The organism is Acinetobacter sp. YH18001, from assembly GCF_013416975.1.
GTDB classification, from domain to species: Bacteria; Pseudomonadota; Gammaproteobacteria; order Pseudomonadales; family Moraxellaceae; genus Acinetobacter; species Acinetobacter pseudolwoffii.
In genome coordinates, this window is record NZ_VPEU01000017.1 from 12,925 (window position 1) to 29,633 (window position 16,709).

Consider the following 16,709-nt stretch of genomic DNA (forward strand, 5'->3'; position numbering starts at 1 on the left):
ATCATTTAACCCGTCGTTAAATCACTTAACGTGCTGCAGGTTGTGCAGGTGTTGCGCTTTCTGCAGCAGCTTCAGATGCAGCTGGTTGTTCTGCATTTGCGCCAGCAACCGGAGCATTTGACTCAGGCAATTCCTGGGTACTGACAATCACTTTTTCTTCAGTGTTTGTATTTGCGTTTGTTGTTTCAGTCGCAGCAAAGCTGGTGGCTGCAGCAGCAGTAAGCGTTGTTGCAAGTAAGATTTGTGCATATTTCATTTTTGGCATCCTATATTTATGTCATGTAATTTGCCGAGCTGACCATCACATCAGTTCGACAGGAGTTCATCCTAAGCACTGAAATTTTGATGAGCAAATCAATTAACAAAAGCGACACGGAGTGAATAACTCAGCATATACACAATGCAGAAAGTTGTTTAATTACTGTTAATTATGCAGTGTTCTATTTAATGAAAATGTATATGAATGTTTCAAAAAGCTGAATTTTAAATATGAATAAACATCAGGATTCTCTATTTGGGATAATTCGCTTAACTTATAAACTGATGGTTTCAAGTCGCCATTGAGCAAGAAAATGTCTCTACAACCATGCTGTGTCCTATAATACAGGGCATGATCTTGTCTATTTAATTTCTTGAGAACCAATTTTGAAAATTCTGTCCGCAGCACAGCCGATTCCTGTCCATATCATTTCTGGATTTTTGGGGGCGGGTAAAACCACACTGCTTAAACATTTATTACAGCAGAAACCTGAACAGAAAATCTGGGCCGTACTGATGAATGAGTTCGGTCAGATCGGGGTGGATCAGCAGTTATTACCACAAGATTCAGGCTATGCGGTAAAGGAATTACTGGGTGGCTGCCTATGTTGTAGTAGTCAGTTGCCGATGCAGATTGCCTTGTCACGTTTACTGTCCGAAGTGAAACCGGATCGGCTGTTTATCGAGCCGACCGGATTGGGGCATCCCGGGCAACTCCTGGAACAGTTGACCGAACCGCATTGGCATAGCCATTTAAACATGCAGGCCTTGGTCACGGTGGTCGATGGTTCACGTTTGCATGACCGGGACTGGACTCAGCAAAACCTGTATGCAGACCAGCTTAAGGCTGCGCATATTGTGGTGATTTCCCATACAGATTTAATGACAGCCGAAGATCATGCTGCGCTTATGCAGCTTCAGGCGGAATATCAAGTCTATGCCCAGCAGTGGTTGTGCACAGAGCAGGGACAGCTGAGCATTGAGCAGATTAAACAGGATTATCAAGGTTCTGTACGTCAGCTCCAGCCTTTATTAAAACAGCAACAGATCAATCCTTCCCCAGAGGTACCCGTGCTGATTCAGCAGCTGCCTTATCATTATGTGGAAAGCGCGCAGGGCTATCAGGTTGCGGGCTGGAAGTTGCCGAAACGCTGGCAATTTCATTTTTATGATTTGCTCGACTTGCTGTGTGAACAAAAAGACTGGCTCAGAATCAAAGGAATTTTTAATACCGATCAGGGCTGGAAAAGCTTTAATTTCAATCCGGAGCAGTTTAATTATCAGTCGGTCGAGGCAGGTATTGATAACCGGATCGAAGTGATTTATCAACAGTCACGGGATTGGCTGGAGTTTGAAAGCGCGTTGATGCAATGCCGTATTGATCCGGAAAAATAATAGTACTGTTGCTAAGGCGCTGAATGAGCTATTGACCTAAATCTGTTCAGCAAAATACTGCTAAATCTTATATGCTAGGCGCCAAATTTGAGGATTGTGTTATGGCGTTAAAAGCGACGATTTATAAGGTTGATTTGAATATTGCAGATATGGATACGCACCGTTATGCAGATTATCAGTTGACGATGGCGCTGCATCCTTCAGAAACCATTGAACGCCTGATGGTGCGTATTCTGGCGTATGCGCGTTATGCCGATGAAACGCTGGAATTTACCAAGGATCTGTTTGAAACCGATGAGCCGGCCTTGTGGGAAAAAGACCTCACTGGTCAATTGGTGAAATGGATTGAAGTCGGTAGCCCGGATGAAGATAAAGTCAAAAAAGCCAGTGCGCGTTGCAAGCAGGTCGCAGTTGTCACCTATGGTTCTGCGGTGGATGAATGGTATAAGCGCAGCAGCAAATTAAAAACCTTAAAAAATGTGGAAGTGTGGAAGTTATCTACCGCAACCACCGATGCATTGCCACAATTATGTGCACGCACCATGCAGTTACAGCTCAATGTGATGGATGGTGAATGGACTCTGATTGGCGATCAGGGGCAGGTGCTGGTCGAGTGGGAACAGTTACAATAAGGACGCATAAGGATGCACGTCTGGACTTGTATCCTGTCGCTTAAATTGCGTATACCTGAGGAATAAAAATACTCAGGGTTGTGTCATGTACCATGAACTTTATGATTTACTGCTGGCCGTTGCGATCGGGGCCATTATTGGTGCAGAACGTGAATATCACAGTAAATCTGCCGGACTGCGTACCATGATCATGGTTAGTCTCAGCTCCTGTCTGTTTACTATCATTTCCCTGAAAATAGGCGTGGAAAATCCTGACCGGCTGGCGGCCAATGTCCTGACGGGGCTAGGCTTTTTAGGGGCAGGGGTCATTCTCAAAGATGAGAACCGTATTTCAGGAATTACCACGGCCACCACCATCTGGATGACCGCAGCACTGGGCATGGCAGCCGGTGCGGGTTATGAAATCCTGAGTATCTGGGCCACTTTAATGGTCATGGTGGTACTGGTTCTACTGATGTATGTACAGCGCGGGATCGAGTCGCTGAATCAGGAACGTAATTACGAAATTGTCTGTCCTTTTGAGAAACATGAGCTCAACCATTATGAATCGCTTTTCAAACAATATAAGCTAAAAGTCATGCATTCTTCACAGCGCAAGGTTGAGCAGCAGATTAGCGGAAGATGGGTGCTGATGGGATCGGCCAAAAACCATCAAAAACTCACCCTGCATTTACTCAATGATCAGAATATTCAGGAACTCAGCTTTTAATCCATCAAGGACTAAAGCCTAAAAAAATCAATCAATCCGGTTTATACTGGTTTTTGAATTTATGCCAATCTCAGGTAAATAAGTATGATTAACGAACTTGAAATTATTGATTTAAAAGTAGGCGAAGGGAAAGAGGCGGTAAAAGGCGCGCTGATTACCACACACTATACCGGCTGGCTAGAAGATGGAACCAAGTTTGATTCATCGATTGATCGCGGTAATTATTTTGAAACCGTGATCGGAACAGGCCGTGTGATCAAAGGTTGGGATCAGGGCATTTTGGGCATGAAAGTGGGCGGTAAACGTAAACTGCTGGTGCCGGCACATTTGGCCTATGGCGAACGTAAAATGGGCAAAGTGATTCCAGCCAATTCAGACCTGATTTTTGAAATTGAACTGTTTGATGTAAAAACACGTGATTAATTCATTGAAATAAGATTCATTCAGTATCATGAGTGAATGCTGATCGGGAGAAGTCTCAGTATTGGGGGCTTCTTCCGATAAACTACAAAAAAATATTTGAACTCCCTGATATTCCAAGTAGATTATAAGAAGAATAAAGCTCTTTTTCAGGAAACTACTGTCTTTGCAAAACGTGATAAGGAATGTCTATTTTGTAATGTGGGTTTGGGCCATAAGCTGGGGCATCTTGATGAGCACTTCAGTATCTGCCCAGATCGCTGCCACATCCCCCGGGGTGCAGCAGCAGTTCCGTGATCATATCTCTGAAATTCATTTTAGCGAACACAGCAGCAGCCCTTTGCAGGGGAAATGGTTATTTTATCCGAGCCAGTTTATTGTCCAGCCAAGTTCCGTACTGTTATCAAAAACAGTGGAATTGCCGGCTTCTTTTAAAATACTGACCAACTCAAATATTGGTTATGGCACATTTATTAGCCATTATAAAATTCCTAAAGAATTTATCGGACGCCGGATTGCCATTCGGATTCCTGCTCAATATGGCGCTTATCGGGTCTATGTAAATGGCGAGTTTATTGTCCGGCTTGGGCAAATCAGTAAAACACCTGAACAGCAGATCACTGAAAAAGCCCCCCGGATTGGCTATTTCGTTGCAGACAGTGAATACATTACCTTAAGCATTCAGGCCTCGAATTACACTCATTTGCATGGAGGGCTGGAACGCCCAATGCAGATTGGGGTCGCAGGTACAGTCAATCGTCAATTCCAGCAGTTGATGATGAGTATTGCCATGGCCTGTGGCGCAGTACTCGGGGTGGGTGTTTTCAATATCCTGTTTTCAATATTTCGAGGATCGAAAGAGCGTAATAGCAAAAGCATTTTTGTGTTTGGCTGTTTTATTATCTTTCTGGCCCTGCATAATATGTTTTCAGCGCCCTATGCCTATTCGGTATTTACCAATATCGACTGGTTATGGGGAACACGTTTAGAGTATCTGTTTACGTTTCTGGCGGTATTATTTTTCCTCAGTTATATGCATCTGTTTAATCAGCGCTATTTAAAACCGCTGATTTATTATATTGCGATCGTCTTATTGATTTTGAATATCAGTGTGACGCTATTTTCTACCCCCGAGTTATTTGAACGTCTTGCGCTCTATAGTGCGATTTATGGTCTGGTGATTATTGGGAATTTTATGTACGGGTTTTATCAGACCCTACGTGATAAGCAACCATATTCACGCCTGAATCTGTTTGCCATTATTTTCTTGTGTCTGACATTTTTAAATGACTATCTCTTGCTGATTAATGTTATTCAAACCACACATTTGTCTTTCATTTCCACCAGTTTATATGCCTTGTTGATTATGTTTCAGCAGTCTAGACACTATGCGCATCAAACTTATCAGACAGAACAGCTAAATTTTAACCTCATCGAGCTCAACAGTTCGCTTGATCAAAAAGTCAAAGAACGTACCCAGCAACTGCATCAACTGAATGCCAAACTGGAACATCAGATGAAGATTGATGCGCTGACCGGTGCTTTTAACCGGCGTGCTTTAAATAGTGAAATCCAGCAGAAGTTTTTGCAAAGCCAGCAACATTCACATGCCACACTGCTTTTTGCCATGCTGGATGTTGATTATTTTAAAAATTATAATGATCATTATGGCCATTTAAAGGGTGATGAGATTCTACAAAACCTGGTTAAGGTGATTCAGGCCAGCTTGCCTCAATCGGGTTATTTGGCGCGTTATGGCGGGGAGGAATTTGCCATTCTGCTTGGTGATATACCGATTCCGGTTGCCCTGCAATATCTGGAACGTGTCATTCAGCAGGTTCGGGAACAACAATTTGAACATCTAAACCGGCCGGATGGCAAAGCCTGGATCACGGTCAGTGTGGGCGCGGCTTGGATAAGCCCACAACATCAATATGCCGATATTCATGCCTTGATGAAAGCTGCAGATGTGCAGCTGTATCTGGCCAAACACACCGGGCGTGATCAATTAAACTTTGAGCAGGGCGCGGATTAAAAAACGTATTTATACAGATATGATCCATCATCTTGTGAATGTGCAGGGCTGGAATCAAATCCACATCGCTGATAATAGCTGAGGGCTGTTTGAGTCGACTTGACTGCAATCTGATAGATTTTTTTCTCTACTAATGCTGCATGCATTTGATTAAATAATTTGGTGCCAAATCCAAGCCTCTGGCAATGTGGGGCGACATAATGCATCCGGATTTCTCCAGTATCACTGACCAATAAAAACCCGACTACTTTGTCGTGCACAAGGCAAACCCAACAATCGTTATAAAGCATATCGACAATCAGGCTGGCGTGATCAAATTTTTCCAGCCAGCTTTGGATGCGACTGTCCTCACGTTGATGATCTAAAACACAAGATTGAATACTGTCATGAATCACCTGAATAATTTGAGGTATATCCTGAATCTTCCCTTCACGAATCACCATGTTATTCATTTTCTCGAACATTTACAGGAAGGCTTCATTGGAAGAGAAATGCAGGTTGAAACAAAATAACAATCTTGTAGTTTTTTGAGAGGATTTTCTTAAAAACCAGTAGGTGAAGATAACTTATGTTGCTGATCTGTCGGTTTTGTTTATCTGATTTTCTAGAATCAACGCTTCTCAGGAGCGGGTGCTCAAATTTACAGCAAGCTTTACTAGAATCGCCTGCTTACTTTAAATCCCTATAAAATCGAGCCAAGGATGCCATCATAGAAATAGTGCAGGAGTTTGCACTGTCTAAAAAATAGACGTATGCTAGGTGTTAGGCCATTATTTAAATGAATATGAAGTGCTCGGTAATAAAAATAAAATCAGCCACACGAGATGATCTACTATGTTTAAATTGTTGCTCTTGCTGTGTATTTTTTTGCTGTTCAATGCCGCCTGGATCGTGGGGCGGAAAATTTATAAAACCCAGTCTTATCTCTCTGCGCAGCGTGCAGAAAAACCTGAACAAATTGCCAGTATTTCAGAACATGTCATGACCACGCATGAGGAACAGGTGCATCTGGTTGATGCTTATGAACTGGAACTGTTTGATGATGTGGCTCAGCTGTTTTTTCAGCGTCATGTAGCTATTCAGGACAGGGCACAGGCAGAGCAGTTACAGCAGGAAATCTTGCAAAAAATGCCCATGCAAAGCAGTACACAAATTCGTCAGATGGATTTAGGTGAGTGGTCGATTTTCTGGAATTTTTACCATCAGTCACTGGAATATTATGTCGGCCGCTATGGCGTGTTTTATACGCATGTCGACCGTTTTGGCCAAGAGCATCGTCAGGAAATTCGTACCGATCTTTTACGGTCAGATTGTGCTTGATCTCTCTGCTCAGGAAGCTTGTAAGTTTTGCAGGAAACGATAGGCATTAAACATCAGGCTGCATATTTAAGCCGATGTAATTCGGAAAAGGTATTTAAGGCATCTTGCCAGATTTTTTCTGCCCCCTGACGGAAATAGCCCATATGACCAATGTCCTTTAAACCATAATCTTCAGCTTTAAGATCAATATAATGCACGTTTGCTTGACGGTAATATTGCATAAAAGCATGTCTGGAATTAGGCAGGGCCCAAGTATCATCGAGAGCAGCAACCGCATAAATCGGAGTACTTACCGCAGCATAACGTGTGTGTAAGTCTTTCAAATCCGGATCGGCAAAGAAATAGGTCGGATATTTGCACCACTTACGCCACTGACGATAGACATCACGTGGCAAGTCTGCACCCATGTTAAATTTGCTCCATGGCAAATAGCCGGTGATTGCTACGAGTGGAGGGAAAACAATATTCCAGATCATCTGAACCTTGATTTTTTCCTTGAGCGGCATATAACCATGCCAGCCGGCGCCTGTGCCATAACAGTACATCGCTTCGATGCGGTTATGATGTTTACACAGACCTAATGCCTGACCTCCATAGGAATGGCCAATCATATAAATATCCAGTTCTGTCCGGCCCAAATATTCAATTGCCGCACTCAGGTCATATTCTCCCCAGTCGAGATAAGACATTTTAAAGCCTTTGAGCTGTTTCGGTGCGGAAGCGGCCACCCCTCGATAATCGAAGGTCAGCACCTGAAAACCGGCATGAGTTGCATATTCTGCAAAACGGCGATAAAACGCTTGCGGTACTCCCGTTGCACAGGCAACGACAATATTGGCCTTCGCCACAGACGGTGTCCGGTAGAGTTTGCCACTTAAGCTATAACCATCTTCTGCCAGAAACTGGACACTTTCTACCTGCATTTTTCCCTGCACCATGAGTATATCCTTCGTTATATTGGATGAGATCTTGTTTTTTGTGCGCTAGCTTATGTTTAATCCAATAATGGGCCAGATGTCAAAACTCGGCAGTCGTATAGCGAGAAGAACCCTTTAAACATATATGAAGATCGCTGCGCTATCATCATGTCTAAACAGGGAAAAATAGTATGATTATTGATTTTCAGCAGACGCAATTACAGAAGTTTATGGCTCTGGCAATGAAGATCGAAGCGCAACCTGAACTGTATGTGCAGTTTGATTCGGTTTCAGACTTTTATAAAGCAGACTGGCTGCGGGATTTTCCAAACGGCACCACATGGTATGTGTCCGGTCTAGACGATGGCGCCGATGAATTTCATGTCGTGATTGACTATGCCACAGCGCAGCTACAGATCAGTTGTGGCCAGACACAGTTGTCTGCAAAACTATCTTGCAAAGATTGACCGAATTGCCGCTATTTCCCGATAAAAGAATAATGACAGATGCTATAAAGTTGATATAAATTGCAGAATCATCTCTGTGTTTGGTTTTATTTGCGATAGTCCGGAGTGACCTAAGCGAATAATGCAATAAAAATAAGGAAAAATAGCATGGCACATCAGTTCACTGTGAAAGCAATTATCAATGGCGTGTCTATTGATGAATTTAAACGTCTGGCCAATGATATTCGTTTGCATGAGGCAGTCTGTCATCGAATTCCTGCGCAAAATTTAGAAATACTGGTCTCGGAAAAGCAGGGGCATATGTATACCTTGAAACGTGCCTATAATCTGGATGTCAACATCCCGGATATGGCAAAAAAATTACTCAAGGATGCATTCCGTTTGCAGCGTACCGATATCAGCGATCTGAATCAAATGACATCGACGGTACAACTCGGGGCAAATTTACCGATCGAGGCGACCTGTCAGCGTGCAGTCACTGGAGATGAAGACCAGATCCAGTTTCAGCTCAACTGGACAGTAAAGGTCAAAGTGCCGTTGCTCGGCGGTATGCTGGAAAAGCATGCAGAAGGCGAGACTCGTAAATTTAGTGAAATTGAACTCAGTATCGTTGAAGATGAATTACGCAAGAGCCTAACAGCCTAAATTAGTGCACCCATCTCGTTCACCAATATTTAAAAAGGGCACTTTTAAGCTGGGTGGTGGCGGTCAATTCGGCAATGTATAGCCATTTAGCTTGCTGCCGTTCTCTAAGCAATGCGGCTTAAGACGTAGAAAAATAATAAGGCAATACAGATGGGATTGAGTGCCGTTTGATCGACTGAAGAAACGGCATCATATTATTTATATTTATGCCGCTAACTTTGAGCTTAATCACTTCTTCTATGATATTGCATCGCCAGTCGATAAGCGAGTTGATCCACATTCAGTAATTATCTGCGCGTACTGCGCAACATGAGCTAACCATCTACATGCTATTGTTTATATAGCTATTTTTAGATTAGTGAAGTAGGCTGCTGAATTGCAGTGCCATAAGCAAAGACTTCGACCATACCGCCTTGCATGCCCAGTTCCGTAGTGCTCAGCCGAATCCCCATAATCTGGGTGGCTCCGATTTTTTCAGCTTCAAGTTTTAAACGTACAATCGCCTCACGCCGTGCCCGCTCTACCACGCTTTCATAGCTGGTCAAACGACCTCCCAACATGTTCTGCACATTGGCAATTGCGTATTTAAAATAATCATGGGAAATGACCACATTACTGCTGATCATCTGTCCGGAATGTTCAGATACGATAAAGCGGCTGTTGTTGACCTGGATATAAGCCAGTCGTTGTTCCTGTTCGTCTAGATAACGAAAATGTTTGCGTTCATTATAACGACCAAAGCCAAAACCGACGCTAAACAGAATGACAAAAATGACGATCTGAAAAATTAAACCGTCCATGACTTATTCTGCCTGTGGAAAAGGATCGGGTAATTTTGGCATGACTGGATCAACAATGACCGCCGTACCATAGACAAACAGTTCAGAGGCGCCTTGGGCAATATTGGAGGTCGAGAAACGAATACCGACAATCGCATTGGCACCCATGCTACGGGCTTTTTCAACCATCCGGTTCATCGCTTCCTGACGGGATTCTTCCAGCAGCTCGGTATAAGCAGTAAGCTCACCCCCGACAATATTTTTCAGGCCAGCGAGTAAATCACGCCCGACATGTTTGCTGCGTACCGTACTGCCATAAACCACATCAATTTGTTGGCGAATAGTATGTCCCGGTACAGATTCCAGATTGCTAAGTAACATGCGTATGTTTTCTAAATAAATTGCTGGTCTATGACAATAGGAAAACTGCCTTGAAAATGCAATAAAAAAGCCCACCGAAGTGAGCTTTTCTTTTTCTATTTTAAATCTATTTCGCCTGCTGTTCTGCTGCGCGGCGTTGTTCAGTCACGGACGGCTGATTCGGCAGGGTATCCGTAGTATTGACTTTTAAGCCTCCGCCGAGGGTCTTGTAGACTTCAACCTGATTGTTCAAGTTGGCCTGTTCAAGCAAGAGCAAGCCTTGTTCTGCGGCATAAGAGGCGCGCTGTGCATCCAGTACTGTCAGATAGCTGTCAATCCCGGCGCGAAAACGTGCCTGCGACAAGCGATAGGTGGTATTGGTCGCGTCTACCAGACGGCGCTGTGCAGCAATACGATCACCGATGTTTTGGCGAACTGCTAGCGCATCATTTACTTCACGAAAAGCGGCTTGAATCGACTTTTCGTAATCTGATAATGCAATTTGCTGATCGGTTTCAGAAATCTGGATATTGGCCTGACGGGTACCCCAATCGAAAATTGGAATATCCAGACTTGGGCCAAAGGACCAGCCAAAACTGCCTGATTTAAACAGATCGCCTAAATCGGTCGATGCATAACCTGCTGAACCGGTCAAACTGATGGTCGGGAACAGGCGTGCGCGTGCTGCTGCAATATTGGCACCCGCTGCAGACAGACGATACTCGGCAGCGCGTACATCTGGACGGTTAATCAGCAGATCACTTGGCAAGCCTGCACCCAGTGCCGTATTGGACGTGATGCGGGTTACGCGTTGTGCCGGCAATAAAGTCGCAGGCACTTGCTGACCGACCAGCAGGTTTAACAGGTTTTGTGCCTGTGCCACCTGAGTGCGGTAATTCGCGACATCATTGCGTGCCGTTTCGACGGAAATCTGGGCCTGACGCACAGGAAGTTCGCTGTCGATCCCGACATCAAAACGTTTCTTGTTCAGGTTAAACGATTCAAGCTGTGCTTTTAGCGTTTGTTCAGCCAAAGCCAGATTGGCATTGGCAAATGAATAGCTGAGCCAGGCTTGAGACACCTGACCAATCAGCGCAATTTGCGTCGCATCTCGCGCACTTTGAGTCGCCAGGAAGTTATCCAGTGCATTGTCACTTAAGCTACGTACACGCCCCCAAAAGTCCAGTTCAAATGCGGTTACACCCAGACCTACATTATAGGTGGTTACAGCACCGCGGCTTTGAGGATTGCTGCTGCCCATGTCTTGACGTAACACGCTGCCACTGGCACCAATGGTCGGTAACTGATTGTTTTCAGTAATCTGATACTGTTGCTGGGCGCGTTGAATATTCAGGGCAGCAGTGCGCAGATCACGGTTATTGTTTAATGCCAGATCGAGCACCTGTAACAGGCGCTGATCGGCAAAAAAGTTTTTATAACCTTGTTCTGCTACAGAAGTACCAGACGCATTGGTATAGCTGCTCGGGATATTTGCCTGTGCAACCGGCTCTGGACCACGCATGCTTTGACAGGCTGTCAAAGCAAGCGCAAGGGCAGATACCGCAATGCTACGACCTGTAATAGACCATACATTTTGCATTACGACTTATACTCCTGATTTTGTTGTTTTGGTTTGTATTTAAAGATACTTCGAATCCACACGTAGAATACCGGGATAAAGAAGATACCTAACAAGGTCGAGCTGATCACGCCACCAAGTACACCATAACCGACTGAGTGCTGACTACCTGCACCTGCACCTGAAGCCAGGGCAAGCGGCAATACACCAAAACCAAAGGCCAAAGTGGTCATGATAATTGGACGTAAACGCATTTTCGCCGCATGCAAGGTTGCTTCGAATAAATCTTCACCTTGCTCTTGTAGCTCTTTCGCAAATTCCACGATCAAGATCGCATTTTTCGCAGAAAGACCAATCACGGCAATGATCGCCACCTGGAAGTAAATGTTATTCGACAGGTTCGGGTTTTGCAGCAGCACCATCCCGCCATAAGTCATGAGCAATGCACCGACGATACCCAATGGCACCACCAGCAGAACCGAGAACGGAATCGACCAGCTTTCATACAGGGCTGCCAGACACAGGAATACGATCAGGAGTGACAGGGCATACAGGAACGGCGCCTGTGCACCAGATTCACGTTCTTCCAAAGACAGACCGGTCCATTCGAAGTCAAAGCCGGTTAAGCCCATTTCTGGTAACTTCGCCGCAATTTCTTCCATGGCCACCATGGCATCACCCGAACTGATTCCCGGAGCCGGTGTACCTTGAATGTTCATCGACGATACGCCGTTATAACGTTCAAGACGTGGTGAACCATAGGTCCATTCGCCTGTGGCAAAGGCCGAGAAAGGCACCATTTCACCGCGATTATTACGCACATACCACTGGTCCAGATCTTCCGGCATCATACGTGAGCCAGCTTCACCCTGAACATATACCTTCTTGACCCGACCGCGATCAATGAAGTCATTGATGTACGAACCGCCCCAAGCAATACCCATAGTACTGTTAATTTCGGCAACGCTGACACCCAGTGCACCGGCTTGTGCATGATCAACAATGACACGGTACTGTGGATTATCTTCCTGACCATTCGGACGCACACCCGCCAGCCGCGAGTCTTGTGCTGCCAGACCCAGAACCGCATTACGTGCTGCCAGAAGCTGGTCATGACTTTGACCACCTGCCGCCTTAAGCTGTAAGTTAAAGCCAGCCGACACACCCAGTTCAGGCATTGCAGGTAATTGCAGTGGCATGATGTAAGACGCATCTTTAACAATCATGTTTAGCGCCATACCACGCTGGATAATGGCACCGACTTGAGATTCCGGACTAGTACGTTCTGACCAGTCTCTCAGTTTAATAAAGGCCAGACCTGCGTTTTGACCCACACCGGTAAAGGAGAAACCTGCCACACTAAAGACTGACTCGACATGATCTTTCTCGTTTTCCAGGAAATAGTTGGTCATGGTATTGACCACCTTGTCGGTACGTTCCAGAGTGGCATTTGGTGGTAACTGAACCAGTGCCATGACCACACCCTGGTCTTCATCCGGCAAGAATGAAGACGGCAGTTTCTGGAACAACAGCACAATAATACCCAGTACCACCGCATACACGATACCTGAGAAAATCTTACTGTGGGTCATGCGATTCACGCCGCCCTGATATTTCACAGACACCTTGTCAAAGCTGCTGTTAAACCAGCGGAAGAAACGCGCAAAGATACCATTGCTTTCCGGCTTGTTTGGATCATGCTGTTTGAGCAGGGTCGCACACAGGGCAGGGGTAAAGGTCAAGGCGACAATCAGTGACAGGATCATTGCTGTGACCAGCGTAATCGAGAACTGACGATAAATGACCCCGGTGGTTCCACCGAAGAAGGCCATTGGAACGAATACTGCAGACAGCACCGAGGTAATACCAATCAGTGCGCCGGAAATCTGTCTCATCGATTTTTCAGTTGCAGACACCGGATCCAGATGCTCTTCCACCATGACCCGTTCTACGTTCTCGACTACAACAATCGCATCATCGACCAGAAGACCGATCGCCAGTACCATGGCAAACATGGTCAGGGTGTTGATCGAGAAGCCAAAAACGTTAATGACCGCAAAGGTGCCCAATACCACCACTGGAACAGCCATGGTTGGAATAATCGTGGCACGCCAGTTCTGCAAGAACAAGAACATGACCAGGAACACCAGAATAATCGCTTCGATCAGGGTCTTAACCACACTCTTAATCGACAGTTCAATAAATGGTGTTGTATCAAAGGCCAGTTGATCGACCATGCCTTGCGGATAGTTCGGACGTAACTGTTCTAAGCGTTCTTCAACCGCTTTTGCTGTATCAAGCGCGTTAGCACCTGTGGCAAGTTTAATTGCCACACCACCAGCCGGTTTGCCATTAAATTTCGAATCAAACTGATAGTTATCTGCACCGAGTTCCACCCGTGCAACATCACCCAGACGAACTTGCGCGCCCGAAGTGGTGTTTTTCAGGAAGATATTGCTGAACTGTTCCGGAGTTTGTAACAGGCTTTGAGCCGTTACGGTCGCATTCAGCACTTGACCTTCAACTGCAGGAGCACCACCAAGCTGACCCACCGCAACCTGTGCGTTCTGGGTGCGAATTGCAGTCGCAATATCGCTCGGTGTTACTTGCAGGCTAGCCATTTTGGCCGGATCTAGCCAGATGCGCATCGCATAAGAGCCACCAAAGACCTGAACTTCACCAACCCCGGCCACACGGCTTAAAGGTTCAGAAATATTCGAGTTGACATAGTCTTTGATGTCATCGGCGGTCAGGCTGCCATCAGGTGAATAGAAAGCCAATACCTGAAGGAAGCTGGCACCGGATTTGGTGACACGCACACCCTGACGCTGTACATCTTCGGGAAGAAGTGCAGTGGCAGACTGTAATTTGTTCTGAACCTGAACCTGTGCGATATCAGGATCAACACCCTGGTCAAAGTTCAAGGAAATAGAAGAAGAACCGTTACCCGCACTGTTAGACGAGATATAACGTAAGCCATCCATACCGTTCATCTGCTGCTCGATGATCTGGGTCACTGTATTTTCAACAGTTTCAGCAGATGCACCTGGATAAGTCGCAGAAATGGTCACGGTTGGCGGAGCAATCGTTGGATATTGTGCAATTGGCATTTTGCTGATGGTTAAAATACCGGCCAGCATGATAACCAATGCAATCACCCATGCAAAAATCGGGCGATGAATAAAGAATTGAGCCATGAACCATTACTCCTTATGCATTTGCAGCAGGTTTTTGTTCAGGTTGTTCTTTCTTTGCATCATCTGCCTTTTTCTCGCTTGCTGCAGGCTGTTGCGGTGCAGCACCTTGTGGCGCAGCAGCTTGAGGTTGATAAGGTTTAGCTACAACTTGCTGTTCAGGTTTCACTTTTGCAATCCCGTCCACAATCACTTTATCACCTGGATTCAGACCTTCAGTCACAATCCAGTTGTTGCCTTGAGAGCCGGTGGTCGTGACTGGACGTGGTGCTACTTTACCATCAGCACCGACCAGCATCGCCATTGCCTGACCTGTTGGAGTACGGGTCAACGCCGCTTGTGGGATCAGGAAGGCATTGGGCACTTCACCCTGTACGATTTGCGCAGTCGCAAACATACCTGGCAGGAGTAAATGGTTTTTGTTCGGGAATACCGCACGTAAAGTCACCGTACCTGTTTCCGGATTTACGCTGGCATCCGAAAATGCAAGACGGCCTTCAATCGGGTAGATGCTGCCATCTTCAAGCTTTAACTTCACTTTAGTGTTGTTTGAGCTATTCAAATCGCCTTTGTTGAGCTGCTGACGTAAACGTAAAAGCTCAGCACTGGACTGGTTGATATCCACATAAATTGGATCTAAACGCTGAATGGTAACCAATGGCTCTGGTTGATTCGCCGTCACTAATGCACCCGCAGTGACAGACGAACGGTTGGTCTGGCCCGAGATCGGTGCACGTACAGTCGAATAGCCCAAGTTAATTTCGGCATTACGCAAGGTGGCACGGTTGGCATTCAGATCGGCTTCAGCCAGTTTGACCTGTGCCACGATGTCATCATATTCTTGTTTAGAAATGGCATTGGTTCCAACCAGCTGGCGGTAACGGCCTTCCTTCACACGTAATACACCCAGATTGGCTTCAGCACGGGCAATTGCTGCACGAGCATTATCCACGGTCGCACGGTTGGTGCTTGAATCGATTTCGTACAGAGCCTGACCTTCACGCACATAACTGCCTTCAGTGAACAAGCGTTTAAGCACCACACCACTGGCTTGCGGACGTACTTCTGAAATTTCAAATGCTGTTGTACGACCCGAGAGCTCTACAGACTGCTCTACACTTTGTGGTTGTGCAACAAGAACACCGACTTCAGTCGGTGGCATTTGTTGTTGAGCACCAGCTTGCTGGCCCTCTTTTGGATCTTTGCTACAACCAACAAGTGCAAGACTTGTTGCTAATGCGCAAGCAGTCAGGGCAGGTGCCCAAAGCTTTGCAGACATCATTGTTTCACCTCTATTAGATCTTTATCTAAATTTTCTTATTTGTGCGCCGCGCAATATCTGATCCAGACCATATACCACAACGAAATCCAAATAAAACTGATACTCCAGCCGGATATGACATCTGAAGGAAAATGTACGCCTAGATAAACTCTTGAAATCCCCATCATCAGCATCCATAAGCCTGCACCGATCATGATGATGGTAAAGCGAGAATGTTGCCGATACATGTAAATTGCCAGACAAGCCAGACATGCCGCATACAGACTATGCGCACTTGGAAAGGAACTTCCAAAACTTTCAACCAGATGCAAGGACTCTGGTGGTCGGGGTCGGGCAATTGCAAACTTTAACAGCCAAGCTAGGAGTATTCCTCCGATAATTCCGATACATATAAAAATTACGCTTGTATGCTTTTTATACCACAGCAAGGCAATACACCATAGTGTGGATAAAAATAATACAAATGGCATGCCACCTATCACTGATAAGGACAGAGTAATTCGATTCCAAAACTCGGTGCGATACAGACTCATCCTTTCCACTGCGTGCAAATCAAGCTTGCTTAAAGCAGGGATATTCAGGATGAACACACTGAAAATTAAAAATAAAATACCGACAAAAAGTAACAAGTAATGCATGCCAAAAATCCTTGTCCCTTTAACCGTTCGCAGATCGGTTAATTGTCTGGAGTAGAAGTGTACTTGTCAGTACACTTTT

17 protein-coding genes are annotated in these 16,709 nt (G+C 45.4%); 8 read left to right on the plus strand and 9 right to left on the minus strand.

The features are described 5' to 3' along the window. Nucleotides 1-25: 25 nt before the first annotated feature. Nucleotides 26-256 carry a hypothetical protein gene (locus FTV48_RS07385; protein ID WP_005097806.1) on the minus strand — a complete coding sequence of 77 codons (231 nt, stop codon included), beginning with the start codon at nt 254-256 and terminating at the stop codon, nt 26-28. Nucleotides 257-645: 389 nt separating this feature from the next. On the opposite strand from FTV48_RS07385, the gene FTV48_RS07390 reads away from it, so the two are divergent. From FTV48_RS07390 to FTV48_RS07410, 5 genes are all read left to right on the plus strand, one after another. Next, complete coding sequence (locus tag FTV48_RS07390) at nt 646-1,653, plus strand: GTP-binding protein (protein WP_179999875.1); 1,008 nt, start codon at nt 646-648, stop codon at nt 1,651-1,653. A 101-nt stretch (nt 1,654-1,754) separates the two neighbouring features. Continuing rightward, nucleotides 1,755-2,285: a YaeQ family protein gene (locus tag FTV48_RS07395; RefSeq protein ID WP_179999877.1), complete on the plus strand. Its 531-nt coding sequence runs from the start codon at nt 1,755-1,757 to the stop codon at nt 2,283-2,285. An 85-nt stretch (nt 2,286-2,370) separates the two neighbouring features. Further along, entirely contained in the window at nt 2,371-2,994 is a 624-nt protein-coding gene (locus tag FTV48_RS07400; protein ID WP_005097799.1) for an MgtC/SapB family protein, read from the plus strand. Between the two features lie 84 nt (nt 2,995-3,078). Then, complete coding sequence (locus FTV48_RS07405) at nt 3,079-3,417, plus strand: FKBP-type peptidyl-prolyl cis-trans isomerase (RefSeq protein WP_005097798.1); 339 nt, start codon at nt 3,079-3,081, stop codon at nt 3,415-3,417. 229 nt (nt 3,418-3,646) lie between these two features. Beyond that, complete coding sequence (locus tag FTV48_RS07410; protein ID WP_179999879.1) at nt 3,647-5,449, plus strand: diguanylate cyclase; 1,803 nt, start codon at nt 3,647-3,649, stop codon at nt 5,447-5,449. Here FTV48_RS07410 and FTV48_RS07415 read toward each other — a convergent pair. Then, complete coding sequence (locus FTV48_RS07415) at nt 5,446-5,913, minus strand: GNAT family N-acetyltransferase (RefSeq protein WP_005097793.1); 468 nt, start codon at nt 5,911-5,913, stop codon at nt 5,446-5,448. The two genes, FTV48_RS07410 and FTV48_RS07415, sit on opposite strands and share 4 nt — an antisense overlap. A 370-nt stretch (nt 5,914-6,283) precedes the next feature. On the opposite strand from FTV48_RS07415, the gene FTV48_RS07420 reads away from it, so the two are divergent. Then, complete coding sequence (locus FTV48_RS07420) at nt 6,284-6,769, plus strand: hypothetical protein (protein ID WP_074383421.1); 486 nt, start codon at nt 6,284-6,286, stop codon at nt 6,767-6,769. Nucleotides 6,770-6,822: 53 nt separating this feature from the next. Here FTV48_RS07420 and FTV48_RS07425 read toward each other — a convergent pair whose 3' ends face one another. Further along, on the minus strand, nt 6,823-7,707 hold the full coding sequence (locus FTV48_RS07425; protein WP_179999881.1) for an alpha/beta fold hydrolase: 885 nt from the start codon (nt 7,705-7,707) through the stop codon (nt 6,823-6,825). Nucleotides 7,708-7,877: 170 nt separating this feature from the next. Here FTV48_RS07425 and FTV48_RS07430 point away from each other — a divergent pair, with 170 nt between their 5' ends. After that, nucleotides 7,878-8,153, plus strand: a complete 276-nt coding sequence (locus tag FTV48_RS07430) for a hypothetical protein (protein WP_100357877.1) — start codon at nt 7,878-7,880, stop codon at nt 8,151-8,153. Between the two features lie 147 nt (nt 8,154-8,300). Continuing rightward, nucleotides 8,301-8,798, plus strand: a complete 498-nt coding sequence (locus FTV48_RS07435) for a DUF2505 family protein (protein WP_179999883.1) — start codon at nt 8,301-8,303, stop codon at nt 8,796-8,798. 350 nt (nt 8,799-9,148) lie between these two features. Here the strand turns inward: FTV48_RS07435 and FTV48_RS07440 are convergent, their stop codons facing one another. From FTV48_RS07440 to FTV48_RS07465, 6 genes are all read right to left on the minus strand, one after another. Beyond that, nucleotides 9,149-9,598: a YbjQ family protein gene (locus tag FTV48_RS07440; protein ID WP_074383420.1), complete on the minus strand. Its 450-nt coding sequence runs from the start codon at nt 9,596-9,598 to the stop codon at nt 9,149-9,151. A gap of 3 nt (nt 9,599-9,601) precedes the next feature. Next, a complete protein-coding gene (locus FTV48_RS07445) occupies nt 9,602-9,958 on the minus strand; it encodes a YbjQ family protein (RefSeq protein WP_005097785.1) in 357 nt (118 codons plus the stop codon). A gap of 106 nt (nt 9,959-10,064) precedes the next feature. Beyond that, on the minus strand, nt 10,065-11,537 hold the full coding sequence (adeK, locus tag FTV48_RS07450) for a multidrug efflux RND transporter AdeIJK outer membrane channel subunit AdeK (protein WP_179999885.1): 1,473 nt from the start codon (nt 11,535-11,537) through the stop codon (nt 10,065-10,067). Then, a complete protein-coding gene (locus tag FTV48_RS07455) occupies nt 11,537-14,713 on the minus strand; it encodes an efflux RND transporter permease subunit (protein WP_005169787.1) in 3,177 nt (1,058 codons plus the stop codon). The genes adeK and FTV48_RS07455 overlap by 1 nt, the downstream gene beginning before the upstream one ends. 13 nt (nt 14,714-14,726) lie before the next feature. Then, nucleotides 14,727-15,992, minus strand: coding sequence for an efflux RND transporter periplasmic adaptor subunit (locus FTV48_RS07460; RefSeq protein WP_034608437.1), 1,266 nt, complete (start codon nt 15,990-15,992; stop codon nt 14,727-14,729). Between the two features lie 35 nt (nt 15,993-16,027). After that, nucleotides 16,028-16,630 carry a phosphatase PAP2 family protein gene (locus tag FTV48_RS07465; protein WP_074383416.1) on the minus strand — a complete coding sequence of 201 codons (603 nt, stop codon included), beginning with the start codon at nt 16,628-16,630 and terminating at the stop codon, nt 16,028-16,030. Between the last annotated feature and the right edge of the window lie 79 nt (nt 16,631-16,709).